Genomic DNA, 23,531 nt, shown 5'->3' on the forward strand with positions numbered 1-23,531 from the left:
CCGGTCCATTATTCGCCCGGCCGCACGGGCGGGCGAACGGAGCCCGGTTCTGTAGCAGAACCATCACACAGTCCTGACGGTTCCGGCAAATTCGGCGCCGAGACTCGGGGCCATGGTAACGACGTGCTCCGAAACGCCCGCCGCCGCCGGGGCCCGCCACGCGCTGGTGACCCGGGCCGCGTCCCGCACGCTGCTGCTGGTCACCGCCGCGGCCGGGTGCGCGGTGGCGTTCGCCGGGTCCTACCTGCTGTTCGTGCGCACCGCCGCGGGCCAGCAGGTGGAGAACGGCGTGGTGCGCAGCGCGCAGTCCACCCGCGGCTCCACTGTGGACTGGGCCCTCCCGCTGCGCCACGTCGACCTGGTGGTCGTGCTCGGCGGGGTCGCGGTGCTGGTGCTGGCCCTCGCGCTGGCCCGCCGCCGGTTCGCGCTCGGCGTCACGGCGCTGGTGCTGCTGATCACCCCGATGCTGGCCGCGCAGCTGCTCAAGATCTACGTGCTGGACCGGCCCGGCCTGAACGACGGGAGCGCGGTCGCGGGGCACAACAGCTTCCCGAGCGGGCACGTCAGCGCGGCGATGGCCGTGGTGCTCGCGCTGGGCGTGGTGCTGCCCGCCCGGTTCCGCACCTGGGTGCTCGCCGTGGGTTCGCCCGGCGTCGCCTGGGTGGCCGCGGCGACCGTCGCGCTGGGCTGGCACCGGCTTTCCGACACCGTCGGCGGCTGCCTGCTGGTGGCCGCGGTGGTGTGCGCCGGCGCGGCGGTCGTCTCGGCCCGCCGCCCGGACGCCGGGGGTGTGGCGCTGGTGCCGGTGGTGACCACCCTGCTCGCCCCGGCCGTGCTGGTCCTGGGCGGGTACGCGGTGCTCGCCTCGGCCACCTCGGGCGCCGCGCAGTTCGTCGCGGCCATGGTGCTGGCCGCGGCCTCCTCGGTCGCGGTGGTCCTGCTGGTGGCCGGTCCGCTGCGCCGGGTGAACTTCGACCCGGCCCGGGCGGCCTCACGCCTGAGCCGCTGACCGAGCCGGGGCCGGACCTCGTGCCCGCCCGGCGCACCCTCGCCGACGCCGACCCCGCACCGCGTTCGCAGTGGATGGGCCGAACACGGGCGCTGCCGCGCTCCGGCGCCGCTCGCGCCCGCCGTCGAGCGGTCCACTTCCCCGGAATTGGCCCGGGACGCCGCGGGCGCCCGCGGATTAGGGTCGGCCCGACCCCCGGAGGTGCCCGTGTACGACAAGCTCGCCGCCGACCTGGCCGCGCTGCCGGCGCTGCTCGACGCCGCCCGGGCGCAGGCGGGGGAGCTGCTGGCCGGGCTCGACGACCGGCCCGTCGCCGGGAGGCCCGGAGCCGGCCGGGCGCCGCTGCCGATCGAAGGCGCCGGCGCGCGGGCCGCGCTCGCCGAGTTCGCCCGGCGGTGGGCACCGGGGCTCTCGGGCAGCGCCGGTCCGCGCTACCTGGGGCTGGTCACCGGCGGGGCGACCCCGGCGGCCCTCGCGGGCGACTGGCTGACCGCGGCCGCCGACCAGAACGCCGCGTCCTCCGTGGACTCCTGTGCGGCCGGGCTCGAGCACGAGACGGTGGGTTGGCTCGCGCAGTTGTTCGGGCTCGGACCGGAGTTCAGCGGTGCCTTCGTCTCCGGCGCAACGATGTCCACTGTGGTCGGTCTGGCCATCGGGCGCGAGTGGGCCGGGGAACGGCTGGGGGTCCGGGTGGCCGACGAGGGGTTCGCCGCGCTCGGGCCGGTCGAGGTGCTGAGCGGGGCGGCGCACGCCAGCGTCGGCAAGGCGATGGCGATGCTCGGCTTCGGCCGGTCCGCCCGGCAGCAGGTGCCGCTGCAGCCGGGGCGCGAGGCGGTGGACGTGGCCGCGCTCGACCGGCGGCTCGGCGCGCTCGGCGGCCGCCCGGCGATCGTCGTCGCCAACGCCGGCACGGTGGACACCGTGGACTTCGACGATCTGCGGGCGATCGCCGGGCTCAAGCGGCGGCACGACTTCTGGCTGCACGTCGACGCCGCGTTCGGCGGGTTCGCCGCGCTGTCCCCGGAGCACGCGGCGCTGGTCGACGGGCTCGACCGGGCCGACTCGGTCTGCGTGGACCTGCACAAGTGGCTCAACGTGCCCTACGACTCCGCCGTCCAGTTCAGCCGGCGGCTCGACCTGCAGACGCGCGTGTTCCAGAGCTCGGCTGCCTACCTGGGCGAGCCCGGCGAGGACCCGGACTTCATCCACCGCACGCCGGAGTCCTCGCGGCGGCTGCGCGCGCTGGCCGCCTGGTGCACGCTCGCCGCCTACGGCCGCGAAGGGCACCGCGAGATCGTGGAACGGTGCGTGGCCAACGCGCGTGACCTCGGCTCGCGGTTGTCCGGGAGCCCGCGGTGGCGGCTGCTCGCCCCGGTGCGGCTCAACGTCGTCTGCTTCACCCTGGCCGAAGACCCGATGCCGGAGCGGATCGGCGCGGTGGTCCGCGCGGTCGCCGCGGGCGGGGAGACCTCGCTGACGCCGACCGTCCACGCCGGGGTCCCGGCGCTGCGGGCCGCGTTCAGCAACTGGCGCACCGAAACCGCCGACGTCGGCCGGATCTTCACCGCGCTGGATTCCGCCGGGGCCTGATCCGCACCCGGGGCAGCGCCGGCGCCGGGATCCGCGGCGCGCCCGGCACCTCGGGGATCGCGCCGAACCGGTTCGAGCCCGCCTCCCAGGCCGCCCGGAAGGCGACGACCTCCTCGTGCGTGCGGGCGACGAAGTTCCACCACATCAGGATCTCTTCGCCGAACGGCGGCCCGCCCAGCAGCAGCACCCGCGCCGGGCCGCCGCCGGGGTTGGCCAGCTCCAGCCTGGGGGCACCGGCGTCGAGGCAGCCCAGCTCGGCCCGGGCCAGGGGCGTGCCGGCCAAGGTGACCGCGCCGGTGTCGACCAGCACGCCGTGCTCGAACCCGGGGTCCACGTCCAGGGTGAGGCGGGTGCCCGCGCCGAGGGTCAGCTCCGCGCCCAGCACCGGCGTGAACGTCTCCACCGGCGAGGTCTCGCCCGCGAGCGTGCCGAGGAAGACCCGCGCGGTGGCGCCGCGGCCGAGCCCGGTGAGGGGCGGGACGTGGTGCTGGAAGTCGCGGCCGGTGTGCCGGTGCGCTTCGGGCAGCGCCACCCAGAGCTGAACCCCGTGCAGTGTGGTGGTCTCCGGGGTGGAGACCTCCGAGTGGCAGATGCCGAGGCCGCCGGTCATCAGGTTCAGCTCGCCGGGGCGCACCAGCGCGTGGGAGCCGAGGCTGTCGCGGTGCTCGATCTCGCCGGCGAAGAGCCAGCTGACCGTCTGCAACCCGGTGTGCGGGTGCGAGCCGACCGCCATCCCGCCCGACCCGCCGGGGTCGTCCGGTCCGTAGTGGTCGGCGAAGCACCAGGCGCCGATGAGGGAACGGGCCCGCTGCGGCAGGGTCCGCCGCACCGGCATCGCCCGCGGGCCGCCGAGCGGCACCTCGCGGGCGCCGAGGACCTGGACCCGGCCCGGACCCGCGGTGGGGCCGTCACCGCAGCTCAGCTCGCCGGGGGAGGCTTCGGTGTTGCTCATCGCGGCGGACCTCCGATCCTTCGTCGCGGTCTCACCGAGACGATAGCCCGGGCCGGCCGGCGGGCAGGTGTGAACCGGGCCCGGCCGGGGTAGCCCATGAGCGCCTTACCGGGCCGTCCCTTCCCTCCGGCGAAAGAGCAGGTGCCCCGTGACCCGCATGATGGATGCCGACCTCGACGTGCACCACCGCTTCGATCGCGCGCTGCGCGGCTACCTCGCGCGGGTGGCCCGGGCGGCCGGCGTGGGACCCGAGTCCTGCACCGTGGACCTCGGCACCCCGGCTTCGGCCTACATCGCCCTCGACTGGCGGCTCGGCCGCTTCCCCGGCCGCGACCTGGCCCTGCTCTGGCACGAGGAGCACGGCTGGTCGGCCGCCCTCGACGCGGCCGGCGGGCAGGACACCATCGTGCTGGCCTACGCGGAGGTCCAGGACGTGCTGCCCGACCCCCGGACGGTGGTGAAGTTCCTGGCCGCTCTGCGGGCCGAGGACCACTCCGCCGGCCGGCCGGACCCGCGGGTGCTGCGGCGCGCCGGGCAGCACGAGGAGCTGATCGAGCGGCTCGCCTGAGCGGCCGGGGCGTGTCACCGGGCCGGGCCGCGGGTACTCCCGGGTCATGAGGCCTGTCTGGAGTGGATCGCTGACCTTCGGCCTGGTGACGGTGCCGGTGCGGCTCTACAGCGCGGTCGAGGACCACACGGTGCACTTCCGCCAGTTCGAGCGCGGGACCAGCGACCGCATCCGCTACCGCCGGGTGAACGAGCGCACCGGCGACGAGGTGGACTACGCCGACGTGGTCAAGGGCTACGAACTCGACGACGGCGAATACGTGCTGGTCGAGCCCGGGGAGCTGGACGAGATCGCCCCCGGGCGGTCGAAGGCGCTGGAAGTGGAGCAGTTCGCCGACCTCGCCGAGGTCGACCCGATGTTCTTCGACAAGACCTACTGGCTGGCCCCGGCCAAGGAGGAGTTCGCCCAGCCGTACGCGCTGCTGCTGGCCGCGATGGCGAAGACGGACAAGGCGGGCGTGGCGAAGTTCGTGTTGCGCGGGCGCGAGTACCTGGCCCTGGTGCGGGCCGGCGAAGGCGTGATGCTGCTCAACACCCTGCACTTCGCCGCGGACCTGCGGGACCCGGCGAAGGAGCTGCCCGATCTGCCGGACCGCGCGGGCGCGCGTGGGAAGGAACTGGACCTGGCCGTCAACCTGATCGAAGCCATGACCGACGAGTGGCGGCCCGGCGACCACCACGACACCTACACCGACCGCGTGCACGAGCTGATCGACGCCAAATCCCAGGGTCGCACCGTGACGCCCGCCGAAGAGGCCGCGGAGCCGACGAAGGTGGTCGAGCTGTTCGAGGCATTGCAGCGCAGTGTGGAGAAGGGGCGCGGCGGTGCCGGGAAGAAGCGGAGCGCGAGGAAGAAGCAGCCGGACCTCAAGGAGCTGTCGAAGGCCGAGCTCGAGGAGCTGGCGCGGGAGCGCGAGGTCAAGGGCCGGTCGAAGATGAACCGGGCCGCGCTGGAGAAGGCGCTCAAAGCCTCCTGACGGGGCCTCAGGGCTGGGCGAGGAGCCAGTCCAGCGAGACCGGGACCGTGTGCAGCACCGAGATGTGGCCGTCGCGGGGCCGCAGCCACAGTTCGGCGTGGGGCAGTCCGCGCAGCAGCGATTCGGCGTGCGCCATCGGGACCACCCGGTCCCCGCCGCCGTGGGCGAGCAGCACCGGGGCGGCCACGTCGGCCAGTTCGAAGCCCCAGGGGGAAGTGAACGCGACATCGTCGTCGGCTTGGGCCTCGACGCTGCTCTCGGCCGCACCAGCGTCTCGGCCCAGCACGGACCAGGGGCCCTTCAGCGTTTCGAAGTCCACGGGCAAGAAGGAATCCTCGACGAACTCTCCGTGGTGGGCGAGCCTGGCCTCCCGGCCTTCACTGGCCGCGCGTAGGGAGCTGTCGTCGGCCATGCCCGCGTACCAGTCGAATTCCTCGGTATACGGCGCCGGGCTCGCGTAAACCGCCGCGGCGCGCACGCGGCCGGGCAGCAGCGCGGCGCAGGCCAGCGCGTGCGGTCCACCGCCGGAGGCACCCAAGGCCGCGAACCGGTCGAGGCCGAGCGCGTCGGCGAGCTGCCGGACGTCCTCGGCGGCCGAGGAGACGGTGCGGCCCGGCTGCGCGCTCGAGCCGCCGTACCCGGCCCGGCCGTAGGAGACCACCCGGATGTCCCGCGCCTGCGCGGCCTCCACCAGTGGCGCGAGCAGGGCCCCGGTCTGCGGGGTGCCGTGGTGCCACACCACGGTGAGCGCCCCGCCCCGGCCGGTGTCGTGGACCTGCAGCGCGCGGCCGTCGGCCAAGGTCAGCTCTCGTGAAGTCCCCATGCGGCGATGGTAACGGCCACCGCCGGTCCCCCCGGGCCCGGAAGCGACCTTCCCTCGCTGGGACGCGGGCACCGCGCCCGGACGCCCCGCGGTGACCTCGAAGCTGCGGGCGCCGCGGTCCTCGAAGGGTCGGCGCCCGCGCTCACCGCCCCGTTCGTTCGGCGCGGGCCTGGTCGGTGAACCCGGACCAGGCCTGGAAGACCAGGGCCGGGTGGGCCAGCAGGTCCACCGCCGTCCGGGCCAGGGCCGCGGCCGCCGCGAGCAGCACGGCCCGCCCGCGCGAGGAGACCGCCGCGGCGGCGAACTCGGGGGTGCGGTCGGCGTGGCGCGGGTCGAGGATCGCGATCTGCGGGTGGATCGACGGCACCCGGACGCTGACCTCGCCGACCCCGGAGCCATCGGCGAAGACCTCGGGATCCGGTGGGGTGGTGTGGATCCCGTGCGCGGCCAGGTGGTGGCTGAACCGCGCCGACAGCACCGGGTTGTCGCGGAAGTGCGAGCTGTCCGCCAGCCGTTCGAGCTCGACCTTGGTACCGGTGGACAGGGCGGCCCCTTCGGCCGCCGCCGTCACGTCGGCCACCAGCGCTTCGAGCTCCGCGGCCGTGCGGGCGTACAGGCCGAACCGGCCCTCGGCCAGATCCGGCACGACGTCGGTGGCCTCGCCCCCGTGGGTGACGATGCCCTGCACCCGTGACCCCGGGGAGAGCCGCGCGCGCAGCGCCGCCACCGCGGTGAACGCCTGGACCAGCGCGGCGAGCGCGTCGACGCCGGGCTCGGGGGCGCTCAGCCCGGCGGCCCGGCCGTGGAAGGCCATCCGCAGCTCGGCCCGCGCGGCCAGCGGCGTCCACGACCACGAGTGCGCGCCCGGGTGGAACACCAGCGCCGCGTCCACCTCGTCGAACACCCCGGCGCGGGCCAGAGCCGGCTCCTCGGCCGGGGCCCCGGCCACCAGCAGCGAACCGCTGTCCCCGGCCAGCACCCGGCGCGCGGCCAGCGCGGCGCCGAACCCGGCCGCCGCGACCAGGTTGTGGCCACGCGTGTGGCCCGATCCCGGCGGTGCGTCGTAGGCCAGCAGCAGCGCGACGCACGGCCGCCCGGTGCCGTAGCGCGCGGTGAAGGCCGTCGGCCGGTCCGCCACCCCGCGCCGGACGTCGAACCCTTCGGCCGCCAGCCCGGCGGTCAGCCGGTCCGCGGCGAAATGCTCCTGACCGGCCGGTTCCGGGTGCGCGTGCAGCTCACCGGCGAGCGACCGGAGGCGCTCGTCCAGCCGTTCGATCTCCTGGTCCACCCGCTCGTGGCGGACTTCGTCGGACTCCATGCGCGGCTACTACCCACGCGCGGGCCGTTTTGACCGCGACCAGTGGGTAATTCGGCCGTGGGCACGGGGCGGGCGGTGGGGAATCCTCGGTCCGGACAGCGAACGGGCGGACCGGGACGGAGCAGCCAATGACAGCGGGGACCTACCGGGTGTTGCCGGCCGAGGTGTCGTCGATCGTGCAGAACGTGGAGGGCATCGGCGCCTCCGCGCTGTCCGCGACCCGTGACCTGGAGACCCTGGTGATCGACGCGCTGTCGTTCGCCGGCATCGGCAGCGGGGTGGCCGCCGCGAACTCCACCCTGCAGTCGCAGCTCGGCTCCGCGCTGGGCAAGTTCGTCAGCCTGCTCGGCGAGGTGAACACCAAGGTCCAGACCGCGGCCCGCGGGTACGCCGACGCCGACAGCGCCGTCGCCGAGGGCTTCGGCGGCGGGACGCAGACCGCGCAGGCCACCACCGGTGCCGCGGCCGGTGGGGGCGCCGCCGCCGGTGGGGGTGCCGCCGCGCCGGCCGTCGCGCCGCCGCAGCTCGACCCGCGCGTGGTCGATTCGATCATGCTGTCCGAGGGCGCGACCGGGGAGCAGGGCGGAGTGCCCGAGGCCTACGGCTTCCGGCAGAACATGCACAACGGCTACGACCAGATCATGGCCGCGCGGCAGCAGTACGGCCTCGGCAGCCCCGAGGAGCGGGCGGTCGTCGCGAACCTGATGACGAACAACGCCCGCCAGGCCGGCGCGCTGAACTTCACCGACCCCGGCACCCAGGCCGCGGTCATGTCCGGCGCGCACATGCGGGGCGCGGGCGGCGTGCGCGCGATCCTCAACCACATGGGCGGCGCGGACATCGTGCAGAGCGCGCGGACCCTCGACCCGGCCGCGGTGCAGCAGATCCAGGGCCTCACGCCGCAGGAGTTCCAGCAGCAGTTCCACGACGCCCGGATCGCCTACGACCAGCAGGTCTACGGCGGCACGACCACCACCCAGGGCGGCCACCGGGCCAACTGGTGGGACCGGTACGGCACCGGGCTCACCCAGCGTTACGACCGGGAGCAACAGCAGTTCCTGGGCTTCTCCCAGCCCCAGCCGTGAGCTCAGGCCGGGGGTGACGGGTACCGGACCTCGCGGACCATCTCCAGCGCGAGGCGCGGGTACCGGACGGTGCCCGCCCGGGTGAACCCGTGCCGCCGGTAGAGCGCGATGGCGGACTGGTTGTCGTCGAACACCTCCAGCCGCAGCCGCCGCGCGCCGCTGCGCCGCGCCCAGCCCGTGACGGCTTCGATCAGCGCGTCGCCGATCCCGTGCCCGCGCGCGGAAGCCGCCACGTACATCGAATGCAGGGCCACGGTGGCAGTTTCGTCGGGTGCGGACCCGCTGGCCATCCCGGTGGCCCGGCCGCCGATCTCGGCGAGCACGGTGAACGGCCGGTCGGTCAGCCGCTTCCGCCACCGGGCCTCGGTGTCGCCCGCGCCCTGCCACTCCTCGAGCCGCGCGCCGAACGCGTGCGGCGCTTCGGCCAGCGCGGTGAGCCGCAGGGCCCGCCACTCCCGCCAGTCGTCGGCGGTGAGCTCCCGGATGATCGCCATGGTTCACCATCGCCGGGGGAGCGGGGCGGGACAAGGGAGTTTCCGGGGCTTGGCCTTCCGACCCCGAGATACGGCGAGCCGGTTTCGGCTGGGCCAAGCCATCCCCTGTGCAGTGCCTCGGAGGCGCGGCTGCCTCGCCCTGGTTTAGGCTGGATGCTCGGCAGGCCAAGGTTTGAGTGAGGGCTTTCGTGAGTTTCGAGTGGACAGACTCCATCCCGTGGGTGATCTCCACGGCTGGTGCGGTCGTGTCAGGCTCCGCATTCCGGCGGTCGATCAGGACGGATCGACGCGAAGTGGAGCGGCACGCCCGAGACCGGCCGGCGAAGTTCGGCTTGTGGCTCGAGTGGTCGGGCGAGCTTTTTCCCGACTGTCCGACATTCATGTACCTCAACCGCAACACAGGCCCGATTCGCAACGTCACCATCACGGTCAAGTTCCATGTTATGGGCGGCGAACCGCCGGTTCAGCCATCACGGCTCTTCCTGACGCTTCTCAGGCCGACCGAGCAGCCGCTAGCCGTTGCCAACGCGATGGTCAACCTGCTCGGCGATCTCGTGCTCTCCGGCGCAGCTTCAGAGCCCGGGCAGACCCTTGAGACGGCGTATATCGCCGAAGTGGAGTTCACGGACCCGGCTGGAGAGCACTGGAGTCGTGACCTGGACGGCAACCTGGAGCGCATCAGGCGGCCGTCCCAGTCCGAACTTGAAGAACTCCGACGTGCCGATCTCGAAGCGCAGCCGGCAAGGGAGGAGGCCGCATCCGCAGTCTGGGCCGCGTACGACCTCGCCCGTTCCTCCTCCACACCGAAACAGGCGCGCTGATTTCCTCGGGGTCGAGCCCAAGCCCGAGGACGCCACCTCAGCGAATTGGCGTATAACGATATATACCGCTCGGCTCAGGCCGGTTCGGTCGAGCTGCCCAGGGTGATGAACGTCTTCGTGCCCATCACCCCGCCCGAGCTGCGGATGGTGTCGATCACCTCGCGCAGGTGGGTCACGTCCCTGGCGCGGATGTGGCACAGCGCGTCCGGGTCGCCGGCGATGAGGTAGACGGCCTGGACCTCCGGGAGGTCGACGGCGAGGCGTTCGATGTCCGGGGGACGGGTGCGGCCGGTGTAGCGCAGCTCGGTGAACGCCTCGATGCTCCAGCCGAGCTTCGTGTAGTCCACCTTCGCGGTGAAGCCGGTGATCACGCCGGCCGCCTGCAAGCGGTCCACGCGGCGCTTCACCGCGGGTAGCGAAAGACCCACTTCGGCCGCCATGTCGGCGTACGAGCGGCGGCCGTCGAGCCGCAGGAACCCGATCAGCCGCCGGTCGATGTCGTCCACGGCGCTCATGGCCCCTCCGCGCAATAAATGAACCCCGGCCGCGACCCTACGTCACTTAGTTGCGTGGAACCCGGCCGGGTGAACAGGGATCTTGCGCCGTGGGAAAGTGTCGGTTCTGCTGTGGGCCACCCCACAGGTCCCCGCGCGAGAGGAGCGCCACCGTGCTCACCGATCCGGTTTCGCTGGACGACAAATACGTCGCCGACCACGGGCGGGCGCTGATGTCCGGGGTGCAGGCGCTGGTCCGGCTGGTGCTGGAGCAGCGGCGGCTCGACCGGTCGAGGGGACTCGACACCCGGGCGTTCGTCTCGGGTTACCAGGGCTCGCCGCTCGGCGGGCTCGACCAGGAGCTGGGCCGGGCGAAGCGGTTCCTCGACCCGGCCGGCGTGGTGTTCCGGCCCGGGGTGAACGAGGAGCTGGCCGCCACCGCCGTGGCCGGCACGCAGCTGCTCGGCACCGTGCCGGGCCGGCGCCACGCCGGGGTCACCGGCTTCTGGTACGGGAAGAACCCGGGTCTCGACCGCGCGTCCGACGCCATCCGCCACGCCAACCTCGCGGGCACGGCCAGCCTCGGCGGCGCGGTGGCGTGGATCGGCGACGACCCGGCGTGCAAGTCCTCGACCGTGCCCAGCTCGTGCGAGCCGATGGCGCAGAGCCTGGTGATGCCGCTGCTGGCGCCGGGCAGCGTGCCGGAGATCATCGAGTTCGGCCTGCACGCCGTCGCGCTTTCGCGGGCGAGCGGGCTGTGGACCGGGCTGAAGCTGGTCGCGGACATCGCCGACGCCTCGGCCACCATCGACGTCGGCGCGCTGCGCCACGGCATCCCGATGCCGCCGGAGACCGTGCGCCCGACCGGGGCCGCGCTGGTCGGCGCGCCGGCCCTGGACGCCGAGCACGACCAGCTCACCCGCCGCCTCGACCTGGCCCGCGCCTACGCCCGCGCGACCGGGCTCAACCGCGTCACCTTCTCCGCCCGGGCACCGAAACTGGGGCTGCTCGCTTCGGGGACCGGGTACGCCGTGCTGCAGCGGGCGCTGCAGGACCTGGGGCTCGACGAGGCCGCGATGGACGCGCTCGGGCTCCGGCTGATCCGCCTGGCCATGCCGCACCCGATCGACGCCGGCGCGCTGGCCGAGCTCACCGAGGGGCTGGACGAGGTGCTGGTGGTCGAGGACAAGGTGCCGTTCCTCGAAGGGCACCTGAAGGAGGCGCTGTACCGCCGGCCCGGCGCGCCCGCCGTGGTCGGCCGCCGCGACGAGTCGGGCCGCCCGCTGCTCACCGCCCGCGGCCAGCTCGGGGCCGAGGACGTGGCCCGGGCCCTGGCCCGGCGGATCGACGCCGTGGTCGGCCCGGACCGGCTGCCGCGCGCCTCGGTCGTGCACCTGGACGCGATCGCACCGCCGCGGCCCGCCCGGATCGCGCTGCCCACCGCGACCGCCCCGCGCACCCCGTTCTTCTGCTCCGGCTGCCCGCACAACGTCTCCACCCGCACCTCGGACGGCACGCTGGTCGGCGTCGGCATCGGCTGCCACGCCATGGTGGCCGTCGACGGCGCGGGCCGCGGCCACCAGGTCGGCCTGACGCAGATGGGCGGCGAGGGCGCGCAATGGCTCGGCCTGGCGCCGTTCACCGACGACCGGCACTTCGTGCAGAACCTCGGCGACGGCACGTTCCACCACTCCGGCTCGCTCGCCATCCGGGCGGCCGTGGCCGGGGGCGTGACCATGACCTACAAGCTGCTCTACAACGACGCCGTCGCGATGACCGGGGGCCAGCGCGCCGAGGGCCGGATGGACGTCCCCTCGATCACGCGGCTGCTGGCCGTCGAGGGCGTGCGCCGGATCGTGATCACCACCGACCGCCCGGCGGACTACCGTGCCGCCGCGCTCGACCCGATCGCCTCGGTGCGCCACCGCGACGACTTCGCCGAGGTGGAGGCCGAGCTGGCCGCCACCGAGGGGGTCACGGTGCTGATCCACGACGACCGGTGCGCGGCCGAGGAGCGCAGGCTGCGCAAGCGGGGACAGTTGCCCACCCCGGCCGAGCGCGTGGTCGTCAACGAGCGGGTGTGCGAGGGCTGCGGCGACTGCGGCGACGTGTCCACCTGCCTCTCGGTGCGGCCGGTCGACACGGAGTTCGGCGTCAAGACGCGGATCCACCAGTCCACCTGCAACAGCGACTTCACCTGCCTCAAGGGCGACTGCCCGTCGTTCCTGCTCGTCACGCCGGGCGCACCGGGGCGGCGCGAGGTGCCGGAGCTGCCGGTGGCCCTGGCCGACCCGGTCCCTCGTCTGTCCGAAGAGGACAGTGTGCTGCTGCGGATGCCGGGGATCGGCGGCACCGGCGTGGTGACCGTCTCGCAGGTGCTGCAGATGGCCGCGCACCTCGACGGCCGGTTCGCGGCCGGGCTGGAGCAGACCGGGCTGGCGCAGAAGGGCGGCCCGGTCGTCTCCGACCTGCGGATCTCCAAGACGCCGCTGGCCGGGGCCCTGCGCGCTTCGCGGGCCACGGTCGACGTGCTGGTCGGCTTCGACCTGCTCGGCGCCGCCGACGCGGGTAACCTGGCCACCGCCCGGGCCGGGCACACGGTCGCCGTGGTCAACACCGCGGTGGTGCCGACGGCCGCGATGGTCACCCACCGCGTGGTCCTGCCCGGCTCGCCGGACGACGCGCTGGAGCGGATCTCCGCCGTGACCGCGGACCTGCTGCCGCTGGACGCGAACCAGCTGGCCGAGACGCTCTTCGGTGACCACATGCCGGCCAACGTGCTGCTGGTCGGTGCCGCCTACCAGCACGGCGCGGTGCCGATCTCGGGGGCGGCGATCGAGGCCGCGATCCGGCTCAACGGCACGGCCGTGGAGCGGACCCTGGCCGCGTTCCGGTGGGGCCGCGCCGCGGTGCTCGACCCGGCCGCCGTCCGGTCCGCGCTGGCCACTCCGGTAGTGGCGCCAATCGAGGTCGGGGTCGCCGCCGCGTCGATCGCGGCCGGGGAACTGGAGCCGGTGCTGGCGCCGCGGGTGGCCGACCTGATCGGTTTCCAGGACGAGCCGCTGGCCCGCCGGTACGCCGCCGAGGTCCGCCGGGTCGCCGCCGTGGCTACCGGGCGCACCGACGAGGAGACCGGCGCGCGCATCGGTGCCGCGTACGCCCGTGGGCTGCACAAACTGCTGGCGTACAAGGACGAGTACGAAGTCGCCCGCCTGCACCTCGACCCGGCGGAGCGCGCTCGCCGCGAAGCGGAGTACGGCGCCGACGCGGACGTCGCGGTGATGCTGCACCCGCCGGTGCTGCGCGCGATGGGGATGAGGCGCAAGATCCGCCTTCGCGGCCGCACGGCCACGGTGGCCTTCCAAGCCCTGCGGGGCGCTCGGCGGCTTCGCGGCACGAAAGCCGATGTGTTCGGGTACGCCCACGTCCGCCGGGTGGAGCGCGAGCTGCCGGGGGAGTACCAGCACCTCGTCGACCGCGCGCTCACCCATCTGGACGGGAAGACCGCCGAGTCCGTCGCGGAGCTGGCCGCGCTGCCCGACGTCGTGCGCGGGTACGAGGACATCAAGCTGGCCGCGGTCGAGCGGTTCCGGGCGCGTGCGGCGGAACTGCTGGAGACGATCACCGCCTGCGCCCCGTCGACGTCCACAGAGGACTGATCGGTCCGGGACCCCGCGGTGGCGCGCCGCGGGCGGCGGTGCGAGGCTCCACCGGGGAAACCGACGACCGGGAACCGACGACGGTGAGGTGGGCGTGAACGCTCTGGCCCGCGGCGGCGGGATGCTGGCCGTCGTCCTGGTGGTGGTGGGCGGTACGGCCGGGCTCGGCGCGGCCCTCGGGCTCGGCGGGACGACGATCCTGGCCGGGCTGATCGCCCTGTTCTGCTTCATCGCGGCGAACGGCGGCCCGCTGCGGCCCGATCTGCGGCTGCTGGCGGGGTTCGCGCCCGCGGTGGTCGCCGGCGCGGCCGGTCCGCGGCTGCTGGGCGGTGTCTCGGTGGTGGCCGCGGTGGCGCTGCTGGTGCTGGTGGTGTTCGTCTCCGCGCTGCTGCCGGCCCTGGGCGCGCGGTTCGTGACCGTCGGGCTCGGCCTGGGCCTGGCGTCGGTCTTCGGCTACGGGTTCCAGCTCACCGGTTCCGCCGGCGCCGCGCAGATCATCGGCGCCCCGGCGCTCGCCGTCGCGGTGGTGTTCGTGCTGCGGCTGCTGATGGGCCTGGGCGACCCGGGCCGGCCGACCCGCGCCGCGCTGGCCGACGCGCTGGCCGGTCCGGACCCCCTCAGCGCCGAGCGCGCCGTGCGGCTCTGGCTGGCCGACCGCCCGCGGGCCTGGCAGGCCCGGGTGCTCGGGGCGGGCCTGCGCGCCCACGGCACCTCCGAGGTGCTGCGGGACCGGCTGCGCGCGCTGGAGCCGGAACCGGCCGAAGCCCTCACCGCCGTGCTCTCCGCAGCCGACGGGGAGCTGGCGAGGATCGCCGCGGCCGTGCGCGAGAAGCACCCGCCGGCCGAACTCGCCCCGGTCGCCCGCGTCGGGGTGGACCACGAACTGCCGGGGGAGACCCGGAGGCTGGTCGAGGACCTGTGGAGCGCGATCGAGGCCGTGCGCGCGGCCGCTGCGGTGCGGGACGAGTCCATCGTGGACTTCCCGCGCCGCCTGGTGGAGGCGGCCGTGCGCCACGAAGCGGCCGGCGCGTTGTCGTGGCGCTCGGCCCAGTTGCGGCACGCGGTCCGGTGCGCGCTGGGCATGCTGGTCGCGATCATCGTGGCGAGCCTGCGACCGGGCGACCCGCTCACCGTTTCGTTCCTGATGACCACGTACGCGATCATGCAGCCGGAATGGCGCGACACCCTGTCGAAGGCCTGGCAGCGGTGCGCGGGCGCGGTGGCCGGCGCCGTGGTGCTCGCGCTGGTGCTGTGGCTGCTGCCGCCTTCGGCGCTGCTGCCGGCCGGGGTGGTCGCGCTGCTGGCCGGGCTCCCGTTCATGCAGGCGAAACCCATGGTGTTCAACGGGTGCATGGTGCTGATGAGCGTCGGGGTGAACGCGGCCACGCACCGGCTCGACGCGGTTTCGGTGCTGGTGGAGTACCTGCTGCTGGTGCTGCTGGCCGTGGTGATCGGCCTGCTGTTCGGCTTCGCCGCCGTGCCGGGGGTGCCGAAGCCGCCGGTTTCGCGGCGCTTCGCCGAGGCCACCGAAGCGATGGGCGAGCTGCTCACCGCTGTCGCGGCCCGGCTGCGCGGTGAAGCCCCGGAGCGGCGGGAGCTGGGCCTGCGGTTCCGCGCCGCCGTGCGCACCCACCAGGACCTGCTCAACCCGGAGGCGGGCAGCCGCAACCCGGACGAGGCGCAACGCGAAGCTCTGGACGAGGCGGCCGGCGGGCTGCGCGGGCTCGCCGCTTCGGCGGGCGCGATGCTGCAGGGCGGCTCGGCCGGGCTGGCCGCGTTCGCCGAGGGCGCCGCCCGCGCGCTGGCCGACGGTACCGCGGTGCCCAGCCTCCCCGAGCCCGCCGACGACGAACAGCGCCTGATCGCGGACCTGCTCCTCACCGACGTCCTGCGAGTCCAGCACGCCCGGCCGGCGCTCGCGGCCGGTTGACCGAGGTTCGTGGCCGGTCCGGGGGAAGCAGGCGGCGGGGGGCGGTTTCCGGGGCACCGGCATCGCGTCCACTCCGGACAGTGCAGCCGTGGTCCACAAGGGACTTTGTCGACCGGTCGGCCCGGGGGTGGACGGTGCCGCCGCGCGTTACCCGGTCAGCTCACCGGTGGAGCGGTTTCGCCGACCGGGGGGGGGGTGCTGATCGGGCCGGTGGCCGGAGCACGCGGTCAAGCGACGTACACGGGCACGCCGAGCGCGGCCAGCTCACGCCGCTGGTGCTCGGGTGCCGACTCGTCGGTGACCACGGCGCCGAGCTCGGTCGCGGCGCACACGTGGGCGAGGGCGGAGTGGCCCCATTTCGACCCGTCAGCCGCGAGGATCGAGCGGCGCGAGACGGCGAGCGCCTGCTGCTTCACCTCGGCGTCGCCCAGGTCGAACGCGGTCAGCCCGGCTTCGAGACCGAAGGCGCACGCGCCGAGCACGGCCACGTCGAACCGCAGTGAGCGCATGGACGCCAGCGCCAGCGGCCCGGCCAGCGCGAGCTCGCCGGGCCGGGGTTCGCCGCCGGGCAGCAGGATCCGCACGCCGGGCGCGTCGACCAGCGCGAGCGCGGCGTGCAGCGAAAGCGGCATTACCGTGACCGGCCGGTCGCGCAGCCACTTCGCCACCTCCAGCGCCGTGGTGCCGCTGTCGAGCAGCACAGTCTCGCCGTCGGAGACCATCGACGCCACCACGGCGCCGATCGACTGCTTGGCCCCGGCTCCGGTGGCGAGCCGGGCGTCGAACGGCGGCTCGATCCCGGTCGGCACCACCGGGACCGCGCCGCCGTGCACCCGCCGCAGCACCCCGTGCGCGGCCAGCACGTCGAGGTCGCGGCGCACGGTCATCTCGGACGCCCCGGTGAGCTGGGCCAGCTCACCCACCGCCACCTGGGCCGAGCCCCGCAGCCGCTCGACGATGACCTGGCGGCGTTCGGCACTCCTCATCCGCCCATGCTCGCACGCGGAATGGTCGTTCGCACAGGCGTGGTGTGCTAACTCCCATTGGCCGGTTCAGAACTTCACGTAGTCCGAGAGCACCGGGAACTGCCCGGACAACTCGTAGTCGCCGATGAGGGCGTTCTTCACGTCGAGCGAGTCGTGGGAGCCGAAAGTCCGGGCGTTGCGCCAGAAGCGGTCGAACCGGTAGCGGTTGGAGGTGCTGCGCGCGCCGGTCAGATCGTGGACGCGCGAGGCCACGTCGAGGCCCGCCCGGGTGCTGGCCACCTTCGAGCGGAACCCGCGGACGCCCAGCTCGCCGGCGTCCACCGAGGGGTCCTCGAGCTCGGCGGCGGTGGTCACCAGCAAGGCGCGGCTCGCGGCCAGCTCACTGGACATCTCGCCGAGCTGCCGGTGGATCAGCGGGTCGGTGGCCGCGGCGCCGAACCTCGGCATGCTCGGGCGGTCCAGCTCCCGCAGGTAGCCGACGGCCGCCTCGAACGCGCCTTCGCCGATGCCCTGCAGGAGGGCGGCGTGCAGGAGCATGACCGCGCACAGGAAGTACGGGTCCGGGGCGGCCGAGGCGAAGTGCCAGCCGTCGGGCACGAAGACGTCGTGGTAGACGATGGTCTGGCTGCAGGTGCCGCGCTGGCCCATGTTGTCCCAGTCGCCGCGGGCTTCGAGGGCGGGGTCGTCGAGCCGGACCAAGGCGCGGTGGCGGGGCGTCTCGCCGTCGAGCGTGAAGCTGACGCAGGACAGGTCGCGGCCCCCGCCCCCGCTGTCGGTGTTGAACGTCTTGGTGCCGTCGACGACCAGCCCGCCGGCCACCCGCCGCCCGGTCACCGGTCCGGTACCGCCGGTTTCGGCGTTCGACGCGACGAACCGGCGGCCCTCGTGCATCAGCTCGCCGGCCAGCGCCCGCTTGGTCCCCGGGTCGAGGTCCGAGCCGAACACCTCGCGTGCGACCAGCGCCGTGGTGGCCCAGCACTGCCCGGTGGAGCCGTCGGCCGCGGAGACCTCGGCGATCGTCTCGACGGTCTCGCGCCAGCCGCCGAACGGGCCGCCGTCCCAGAGACCGCCGAACCCGGCGGGCACGTTGACCCGCTGCAACCCGGCTTCCCCCAGCCGGCGCAGGTTTTCCGTGGGATCGGCGCCCTCGGCGTCGATGCGCACGGCGTCCTCGGCCAGCTGGGGCCGCAGCTCGCGGGCGCGCGCCACGACCTCGCGACGGGTTTCCGGCAGTCCGGTGGTCATCGGCTCTCCTCACGGATCTCACCGCGGCCCTCGAAGACCCGCGGCTCGTCATGGTGGCTTCCCGGTGCCCGGCACCGGTCCGACTGAACAGGCCGGGACCGTATCGTCCCGTCGACTCTAGGCGGGACGGCACGGTCCTGTCCAGTGCTAACATCGCCGCCCATGCCGGAAATCAAGCGTCGAACCCCCACCGGCGCCGCCGTCCTTCGGCCGGACCTGACCGATTCCATCATCGAGGCCGTGCTGGACGAGCTGGCCGAGAAGGGCTACCAGTCCCTGTCGATGGACGCCGTCGCGCGCCGAGCCGGAGTGGGCAAGAGCGCGCTGTACCGGCGCTGGCCGTCGAAGCTGGAGATGACGGTCAGCACCTTCGTGCGCCTGAGCGTCCCTCTGACGTCGATCCCCGACACCGGCAGCTTTCGCGGCGACCTGCGGAAGGTGCTCGACGAGATCCTGGCCTGGCTCGGCCATCCCCGCCACGGCCGGATCTTCACCGACCTGCTGGGCGCGGCCCGCACCAACCCGGAACTGGCCCGCGCCCTCACCGAGGACATCGCCGCGCCTCGGCGCGAGCTGGGCATGGAGGTGCTGGACCGCGCCGTCGCCCGGGGCGAGGTGCCGGCGGAGGTCAACCGCGAACTGGCCCTGGACGTCTTCGCCGCACCGGTCTTCTGGCGCCTGCACGCCCGGCGCGAGGTGGTGACGGCGGAGTACCTCGACGAGGTGGCGGACCTGATGGTGAAGGCCTTCACCTGAGAGCGTGGCCGCCTTCCGGCCGGGCCGGTGGCACGGGGTAGTTTGCCCCGGTGAGTCTCCTCGATGACGTGGCCGAGCGCGACGGCTGGCGCTGCTGGGTGTGCGACGAGCCGGTCGACCCCGCCCGGTCGGTGAACGACGCGCGCGGGCCCAGCGTGGACAGCCGGACCGCGGACCGGAAGGCCAAGGTCGCCGAGCGGCTCGCGCACCGCGGCTGCAACACCCGCAAGGGCGCGGTCAAGGTGGTCATCGAGTGGCCGGACCGGTTGTACGTGGTCGAACCCGCGCCGCTGATCACGGTGGCCGCGCGGCTGGAGCGCAAGGGCGGCCGCGAGCTGGTGGCCCGCTGCCCGACCGAGAAGGACGCCCGGGCGGCGGCGGACTGGCTGGTGGACCGCTTCTCCCGGCTGGTGCCGGGACTGCCGGTGACCGCGGCCGTGGAACCGGGCGGCGGCCAGTTCCTGGTGATCCTGAACGCCGGGCGCCGCTGACCGGGCGACGGTCGCCCGGCTCGGTGGCTCAGCGGGGCCGCACCAGGGTTTCCAGGTTGGCCCGGGCGATCGACCGGCGGAAGCCGCCCACGCGGGAGGCGTCGCCGGAGTCGTGCACAGTTTCGGTCAGCCGGACCGCGGCCGCCTGACGCCGCCAGATGTGGTCGAGGCAGGTGTCGGAATAGGACTTCAGCCCGCCGTCGTCCCCTTCTTCGACGTGCCGGGCCAGGGCGCGCGCCAGCGTTTCGGCGTCGTGGAGGGCGAGGCTCATGCCCTCGGCGCTCATCGGGGAGATCAGGTGCGCGGCGTCGCCGACGAGGTGGAGCCGGCCGTGGCTCATGGGGCTGAACACCAGTCCCCGCAACGGAACCACCTCCTTGCTCAGGATCGCGCCCCGGGCCGGCAGCGGGGTGCCGAACCGGGTCTCCAGTTCGGCCCAGACCCGTTCGTCCGGCCAGTCGCCGGCGCCGTCGGTCAGCGGGCACTGCAGGTAGAGCCGGCTGGCGCCCGGGCCCCGGGTGATCTGCGCCGCGAACCCGCGGCCGTGCACCGCCATCACCGCCGGCGGATCGGCGGGCACCTGTGCCAGGACGCTGAGCCAGGCGTACCCGAATTCGTGCGTGTCGCAGTGGAGGACGGCTTCGGGGATCGCGGACCGGCTGACCCCGTGGTAGCCGTCGCTGCCGGCGACGAACTCGCACTCGATCACGTGGCCCGCGCCGCCCGGGTCCCGGTAGGACACGAGTGCGCGCTCGGTTTCGAGGCCGGCCAAGGAAATCTCACCGGCCTCGAAGCGGAGGTCGCCGCCGTCGCGGAGGAACACCTCGATCAGGTTGCGGACCAGGACCTGCTGGGGGCAGAAGACCGACTCCCCGTAGTCGTCCGTCTTCCAGGACCGCCGTTCGCCGTCGACCAGCAACGGCAGGTCCCGGTCCTCGGCGGAGCCGGTGGAGCCACCGGCTTCGCCGAGGACCTCGTCGAGGCCCCAGCCGCGGAGCAGGCGGACTCCGTCGGAGTCGAGGGAACCGGCCCGCTGCCGGTTTTCGACGTGTTCGCGGCTGCGCTTCTCCAGGATCACGCAGCCGATTCCGCGGCGCTGCAGGAAGGCGCCGAGCGTGAGGCCGGCGACCCCGCCGCCGACGATGACCACCGTGGTGTTGCCGTGAACCATCGGGTCTTCCGTTCTGTCGAGGATTCCGGTGACCACAGTGGCGCCTCGGGGCCCTTGCCGGCCACCGTTATCCGGTCTCCGGGTAACGGAAACCCGCCAACCTGGACGGCTACTCGCCGCCGAGGCCCGACTGGTACCGGCCCGGGGTCTGCCCGACCACCGCCGTGAACGCCTCGATGAAGGTGGACGGGTTGGACCACCCGCACCGGATCGCGGTCTCGGTCACCGACCGGCCGCCGGCCAGCTCGGCCAGGGCGAGGTGGATGCGCAGGATCGTGCGCCAGCGCTGGAAACTCAGGCCGAGTTCGGTGTGGAACAGCCGGCTCAGGGTGCGCTCGCCGGCCCCGGCCCGCCGGCCGAGCTCGGTCAGGGTGGTGGTGCGGCCGGGATCGGCGCGCAGCAGGTCGGTGACCGCCCGCAGCCGGTCGTCCTTCGGTTCGGGCAGGTGCAGTGACTGCTCCGGAGACTCGACCAGCTCTTCGACCAGCACGGCGCGCAGCCGCTTCTCGGCGACCGGGGTCCGCCGCCGCTCGCCGGTGAGGGCGAGCAGCACTTCACGCACCAGCGGGCTCACCGCGAACACGCCGGGGTGCGCCGGGAGCCGGCCGCACTGCCCGGCGGGCAGGGCGAGGATGCGCGTGTCGGTCTCGCCGTAGATGCGGTGGGAGTGCTCGAACCCCGGCGGTGTCCAGGTGATCCGGTGGGCCGGGGCGACCCAGGTCCCGCGCCCGGTCGTGGTCGCCAGCGCCCCGGTGGCCGCGTAGACCAGTTGCCCTTCGGCGTGTGAGTGGCTTTCGAGGTGGAAGCCGTGCGGAAGCCACCCCGCCCCCTGCGGCGTCGAGCCCGGGGGCCAGGTGTCCGGCGCGGTCGGGCGGGTTTTCGACATCGGCAGCCAGCTTACCGGATACCGGCCGTGTTGCCGGTCGGCGGGCGACGCAGCGTTCGATCAGCTCCCGGGCCGCAGCCTTGGCGAGACGCAGCTCTTCCACGCCGACAGCCGGCACGAGCAGGTCGTGATGTCCGGGTCCAGCTTCGACATCGACGGTGGTTACTGCGCCTGACCGGTACTGGGCCTGCCGGTCACGGAGCGACGTCCACGAGCACCTTGCCGACGGCGTGGCCTTCGACGGCGCGGTGCGCGTCGGCGGTGCGTTCGAGGGGGAAGCGCAGCAGGGGCAGGCCGTGGTCTTCGCCGACCGGCAGCGCGCCGTCGCGGACCGCGGCGGCGACGTCCTCGACGGCCGCGTCGCGGACCTGCCGACCGGCCGTGTAGAGCACCAGGAACTGGAGCCGGGCGTTGCGCACCATGCTCAACGGCACGTTGAGCTCGGCGGTTGCCCCGCCGTCGTTGCCGTAGGTGGCGATCGTGCCGCGAGGACGGAGCACGGACAGGTCCAGGCCGACGTTCGCGCCGAACGCCACCTCGGCCACGAGGTCGACGCCCTCGGGGGCGATGGCGCGGATCGCGCCGGCCGGGTCGCCCGCGCGGTAGTCGATCACGTGGTGCGCCCCCGCCGCGGTGGCGAGCCGGGCCTTTGCGGGACCGCTGACGGTGCTGATCACGGTCGCGCCCGCCCAGCGCGCGAGCTGGCACACCGCGTGCCCGACCGCGCCGGCGCCGCCCGCGGCGAGCACCACTTTCCCGGCGAGCGCGCCCGGGGCGAGCCGGCTCGGCCCGTCCTCGGCCACGGTCAGCGTGCGGTGGGCGGTGAGCGCCGGCACGCCGAGCGACGCGCCGACGTCGAAACCGACCTCGGCGGGCAGCGGCACGGCCCGGTCGGCGGGCACCACCGCGAACTCGGCCGCGGTGCCGGTGGGCCGGCCGGCCGCGGCCAGGAAGACCCAGACCCGCTGGCCGGCCCGGCTCGCATCGACGCCCTCCCCGACGGCATCGATCGTGCCGGCGCCATCCAGATTCGGGGTGACCTCGGGAAAATCCGCCGAACCGGAGCGGGCCTGCCCGTCGGCCGGGTTGACCCCCGACACGGCGACCCGCACCCGGACCTCGCCGGGCCCGGGTTCGGGGACCGCACGTTCGACGAACCGGAGCACCTCGGCCCCGCCGGGCGCGCTGTAGACGATGGCTTTCACGCACCGGACAGTACGACTGACGAATGACAGATGTCAATCTTTGTCATCACTGACGTATGAGGAAGCAGGGTAGGGAGGTCGGGAAGTCCCGGCGGGCCCTTGATCCCGCGCCCCCACCCGACCGGCCATCGGCCCGCAGCGGGGCAAAAGCGTTGTCCTGCCGGGGAAATACGCGGCTGATCAGTCGTCGGTGGTCTGGGGTCCGGTCGTGGCGTACCGGGCGGCCAGGGTGCGAACGGCCTCGTCGACCACCTCGGTGACGCGTTCGGCGCTCACCTCCCAGTCCGGCACCAGCAGCGCCGGCCAGAAGACGTAGTTGGCGATCATGCCCAGGAACTGGGTGGCGGTGAGGTCGACGTCGTCCACCCGCACGGTTCCGGCCTCGCGCTCGGCCAGGAGGTAGTCGCGCACGGAATCGAAGTAGGGCATCTTCCCGTGCCGGAACTGCGCGTGGGCCAGCTCGGGGAAACGCGGCAGCTCGGCGATGACGATGCGGAACAGGTCGGTCATCCGGGGCCGGCGCAGCAGCTCGGCGTACCGGCGGCCGATGGTGCGCAGCCCCTCGACGAGGTGGCCCGCCGGGGGCGGATCCTCCTCCTCGGCCGCGGACCAGGACTCGGTGACGATGGCGTCGAACAGGGCCGCCTTGCTCGGGAACTGCTTGAACAAGGTGGCCCGTGAAACGCCCGAGCGCTCCGCGATCTGCGCCAGCGACGTCCGGTCGTAGCCCAGTTCGAGGAACAGCGCAGTCGCCGCCGCCACGATCAGCGCGCGCTTCTCCTGGGCCACGCGCTGGTGATACGTCGTCACGACCCCGCTCATGGGCCGAGTATACGAGGTGAGCGGCTTGACCTGCGCGAACTGCTCTCGCTGGCGTCGCGTACGTCGATCACCACTTCGCGCGGTGGCCGGCTGAGCGCATCCGCCTCCCGTGAGTCCTTCGGGCAAAGTTGGTGCTGTCCGGCGGGAATTCCTTCGAAGCGCCAGTGTCCGGCCTTAGGCTGCCCGCAGGTGTGAAAACGACCGTTCACGGGTCTTGAGAATGGTCTGGTTCCTGTTGGCCGGTTGTGGT

The 23,531-nt window shown here is 73.9% G+C and carries 21 protein-coding genes; 10 read left to right on the top strand and 11 right to left on the bottom strand.

The annotated features are described in order from the left end of the window. Positions 1-112 precede the first annotated feature (112 nt). Positions 113-1,009 carry a phosphatase PAP2 family protein gene (locus tag NYF13_RS28915; protein ID WP_315661053.1) on the top strand — a complete coding sequence of 299 codons (897 nt, stop codon included), beginning with the start codon at positions 113-115 and terminating at the stop codon, positions 1,007-1,009. Between the two features lie 207 nt (positions 1,010-1,216). After that, positions 1,217-2,599, top strand: coding sequence for a pyridoxal-dependent decarboxylase (locus NYF13_RS28920; RefSeq protein ID WP_315661054.1), 1,383 nt, complete (start codon positions 1,217-1,219; stop codon positions 2,597-2,599). On the opposite strand, the gene NYF13_RS28925 is transcribed toward NYF13_RS28920, so the two are convergent. Further along, positions 2,571-3,551, bottom strand: coding sequence for a pirin family protein (locus NYF13_RS28925; protein WP_315661055.1), 981 nt, complete (start codon positions 3,549-3,551; stop codon positions 2,571-2,573). The genes NYF13_RS28920 and NYF13_RS28925 overlap by 29 nt on opposite strands. Before the next feature lie 157 nt (positions 3,552-3,708). On the opposite strand from NYF13_RS28925, the gene NYF13_RS28930 reads away from it, so the two are divergent. Together NYF13_RS28930 and NYF13_RS28935 are read left to right on the top strand one after the other, a co-directional pair. Further along, the gene (locus NYF13_RS28930) at positions 3,709-4,119 is read left to right on the top strand and encodes a DUF6292 family protein (RefSeq protein WP_315661266.1); all 411 of its coding nucleotides are present in this window, start codon (positions 3,709-3,711) and stop codon (positions 4,117-4,119) included. A 46-nt stretch (positions 4,120-4,165) separates the two neighbouring features. Next, entirely contained in the window at positions 4,166-5,095 is a 930-nt protein-coding gene (locus tag NYF13_RS28935) for a Ku protein (RefSeq protein ID WP_315661056.1), read from the top strand. 7 nt (positions 5,096-5,102) lie between these two features. On the opposite strand, the gene NYF13_RS28940 is transcribed toward NYF13_RS28935, so the two are convergent. Together NYF13_RS28940 and NYF13_RS28945 are read right to left on the bottom strand one after the other, a co-directional pair. After that, positions 5,103-5,918 carry an alpha/beta fold hydrolase gene (locus NYF13_RS28940; protein ID WP_315661057.1) on the bottom strand — a complete coding sequence of 272 codons (816 nt, stop codon included), beginning with the start codon at positions 5,916-5,918 and terminating at the stop codon, positions 5,103-5,105. A gap of 142 nt (positions 5,919-6,060) precedes the next feature. Continuing rightward, a complete protein-coding gene (locus NYF13_RS28945) occupies positions 6,061-7,236 on the bottom strand; it encodes a peptidase dimerization domain-containing protein (RefSeq protein WP_315661058.1) in 1,176 nt (391 codons plus the stop codon). Between the two features lie 128 nt (positions 7,237-7,364). Between NYF13_RS28945 and NYF13_RS28950 the strand changes: the two genes are divergently transcribed. Further along, positions 7,365-8,321 (top strand): hypothetical protein, encoded by a 957-nt coding sequence (locus NYF13_RS28950; protein ID WP_315661059.1) that lies wholly within the window; start codon positions 7,365-7,367, stop codon positions 8,319-8,321. Positions 8,322-8,323: 2 nt separating this feature from the next. Here NYF13_RS28950 and NYF13_RS28955 read toward each other — a convergent pair whose 3' ends face one another. Beyond that, complete coding sequence (locus NYF13_RS28955) at positions 8,324-8,815, bottom strand: GNAT family N-acetyltransferase (RefSeq protein WP_315661060.1); 492 nt, start codon at positions 8,813-8,815, stop codon at positions 8,324-8,326. A 188-nt stretch (positions 8,816-9,003) separates the two neighbouring features. Here NYF13_RS28955 and NYF13_RS28960 point away from each other — a divergent pair, with 188 nt between their 5' ends. After that, a complete protein-coding gene (locus NYF13_RS28960) occupies positions 9,004-9,636 on the top strand; it encodes a hypothetical protein (RefSeq protein WP_315661061.1) in 633 nt (210 codons plus the stop codon). Between the two features lie 74 nt (positions 9,637-9,710). On the opposite strand, the gene NYF13_RS28965 is transcribed toward NYF13_RS28960, so the two are convergent. Next, positions 9,711-10,151, bottom strand: coding sequence for an Lrp/AsnC family transcriptional regulator (locus tag NYF13_RS28965; RefSeq protein ID WP_315661062.1), 441 nt, complete (start codon positions 10,149-10,151; stop codon positions 9,711-9,713). A gap of 152 nt (positions 10,152-10,303) precedes the next feature. Between NYF13_RS28965 and NYF13_RS28970 the strand changes: the two genes are divergently transcribed. Both NYF13_RS28970 and NYF13_RS28975 read left to right on the top strand, forming a co-directional pair. Next, complete coding sequence (locus NYF13_RS28970) at positions 10,304-13,789, top strand: indolepyruvate ferredoxin oxidoreductase family protein (protein ID WP_315661063.1); 3,486 nt, start codon at positions 10,304-10,306, stop codon at positions 13,787-13,789. Between the two features lie 94 nt (positions 13,790-13,883). Beyond that, the gene (locus NYF13_RS28975; RefSeq protein ID WP_315661064.1) at positions 13,884-15,719 is read left to right on the top strand and encodes an FUSC family protein; all 1,836 of its coding nucleotides are present in this window, start codon (positions 13,884-13,886) and stop codon (positions 15,717-15,719) included. 227 nt (positions 15,720-15,946) lie between these two features. On the opposite strand, the gene NYF13_RS28980 is transcribed toward NYF13_RS28975, so the two are convergent. Continuing rightward, positions 15,947-16,705: a DeoR/GlpR family DNA-binding transcription regulator gene (locus tag NYF13_RS28980; RefSeq protein ID WP_315661065.1), complete on the bottom strand. Its 759-nt coding sequence runs from the start codon at positions 16,703-16,705 to the stop codon at positions 15,947-15,949. Between the two features lie 66 nt (positions 16,706-16,771). Further along, on the bottom strand, positions 16,772-17,950 hold the full coding sequence (locus NYF13_RS28985) for an acyl-CoA dehydrogenase family protein (protein ID WP_315661066.1): 1,179 nt from the start codon (positions 17,948-17,950) through the stop codon (positions 16,772-16,774). Positions 17,951-18,112: 162 nt separating this feature from the next. Here NYF13_RS28985 and NYF13_RS28990 point away from each other — a divergent pair, with 162 nt between their 5' ends. Together NYF13_RS28990 and NYF13_RS28995 are read left to right on the top strand one after the other, a co-directional pair. Further along, the gene (locus NYF13_RS28990) at positions 18,113-18,706 is read left to right on the top strand and encodes a TetR/AcrR family transcriptional regulator (RefSeq protein ID WP_315661067.1); all 594 of its coding nucleotides are present in this window, start codon (positions 18,113-18,115) and stop codon (positions 18,704-18,706) included. A 50-nt stretch (positions 18,707-18,756) separates the two neighbouring features. Further along, entirely contained in the window at positions 18,757-19,197 is a 441-nt protein-coding gene (locus tag NYF13_RS28995) for a hypothetical protein (RefSeq protein WP_315661068.1), read from the top strand. Between the two features lie 28 nt (positions 19,198-19,225). On the opposite strand, the gene NYF13_RS29000 is transcribed toward NYF13_RS28995, so the two are convergent. The 4 genes from NYF13_RS29000 to NYF13_RS29015 form a co-directional block, all read right to left on the bottom strand. Continuing rightward, positions 19,226-20,368: a 4-hydroxybenzoate 3-monooxygenase gene (locus NYF13_RS29000; protein WP_315661069.1), complete on the bottom strand. Its 1,143-nt coding sequence runs from the start codon at positions 20,366-20,368 to the stop codon at positions 19,226-19,228. Between the two features lie 109 nt (positions 20,369-20,477). Further along, positions 20,478-21,254, bottom strand: coding sequence for a helix-turn-helix transcriptional regulator (locus NYF13_RS29005; RefSeq protein ID WP_315661070.1), 777 nt, complete (start codon positions 21,252-21,254; stop codon positions 20,478-20,480). Between the two features lie 194 nt (positions 21,255-21,448). After that, positions 21,449-22,459 (bottom strand): NADPH:quinone reductase, encoded by a 1,011-nt coding sequence (locus NYF13_RS29010; RefSeq protein WP_315661071.1) that lies wholly within the window; start codon positions 22,457-22,459, stop codon positions 21,449-21,451. Positions 22,460-22,639: 180 nt separating this feature from the next. Beyond that, positions 22,640-23,281 (bottom strand): TetR/AcrR family transcriptional regulator, encoded by a 642-nt coding sequence (locus NYF13_RS29015; protein ID WP_315661072.1) that lies wholly within the window; start codon positions 23,279-23,281, stop codon positions 22,640-22,642. Between the last annotated feature and the right edge of the window lie 250 nt (positions 23,282-23,531).

The sequence above is a fragment of the Amycolatopsis sp. PS_44_ISF1 genome, from assembly GCF_032335455.1.
Classification (GTDB): domain Bacteria; phylum Actinomycetota; class Actinomycetes; order Mycobacteriales; family Pseudonocardiaceae; genus Amycolatopsis.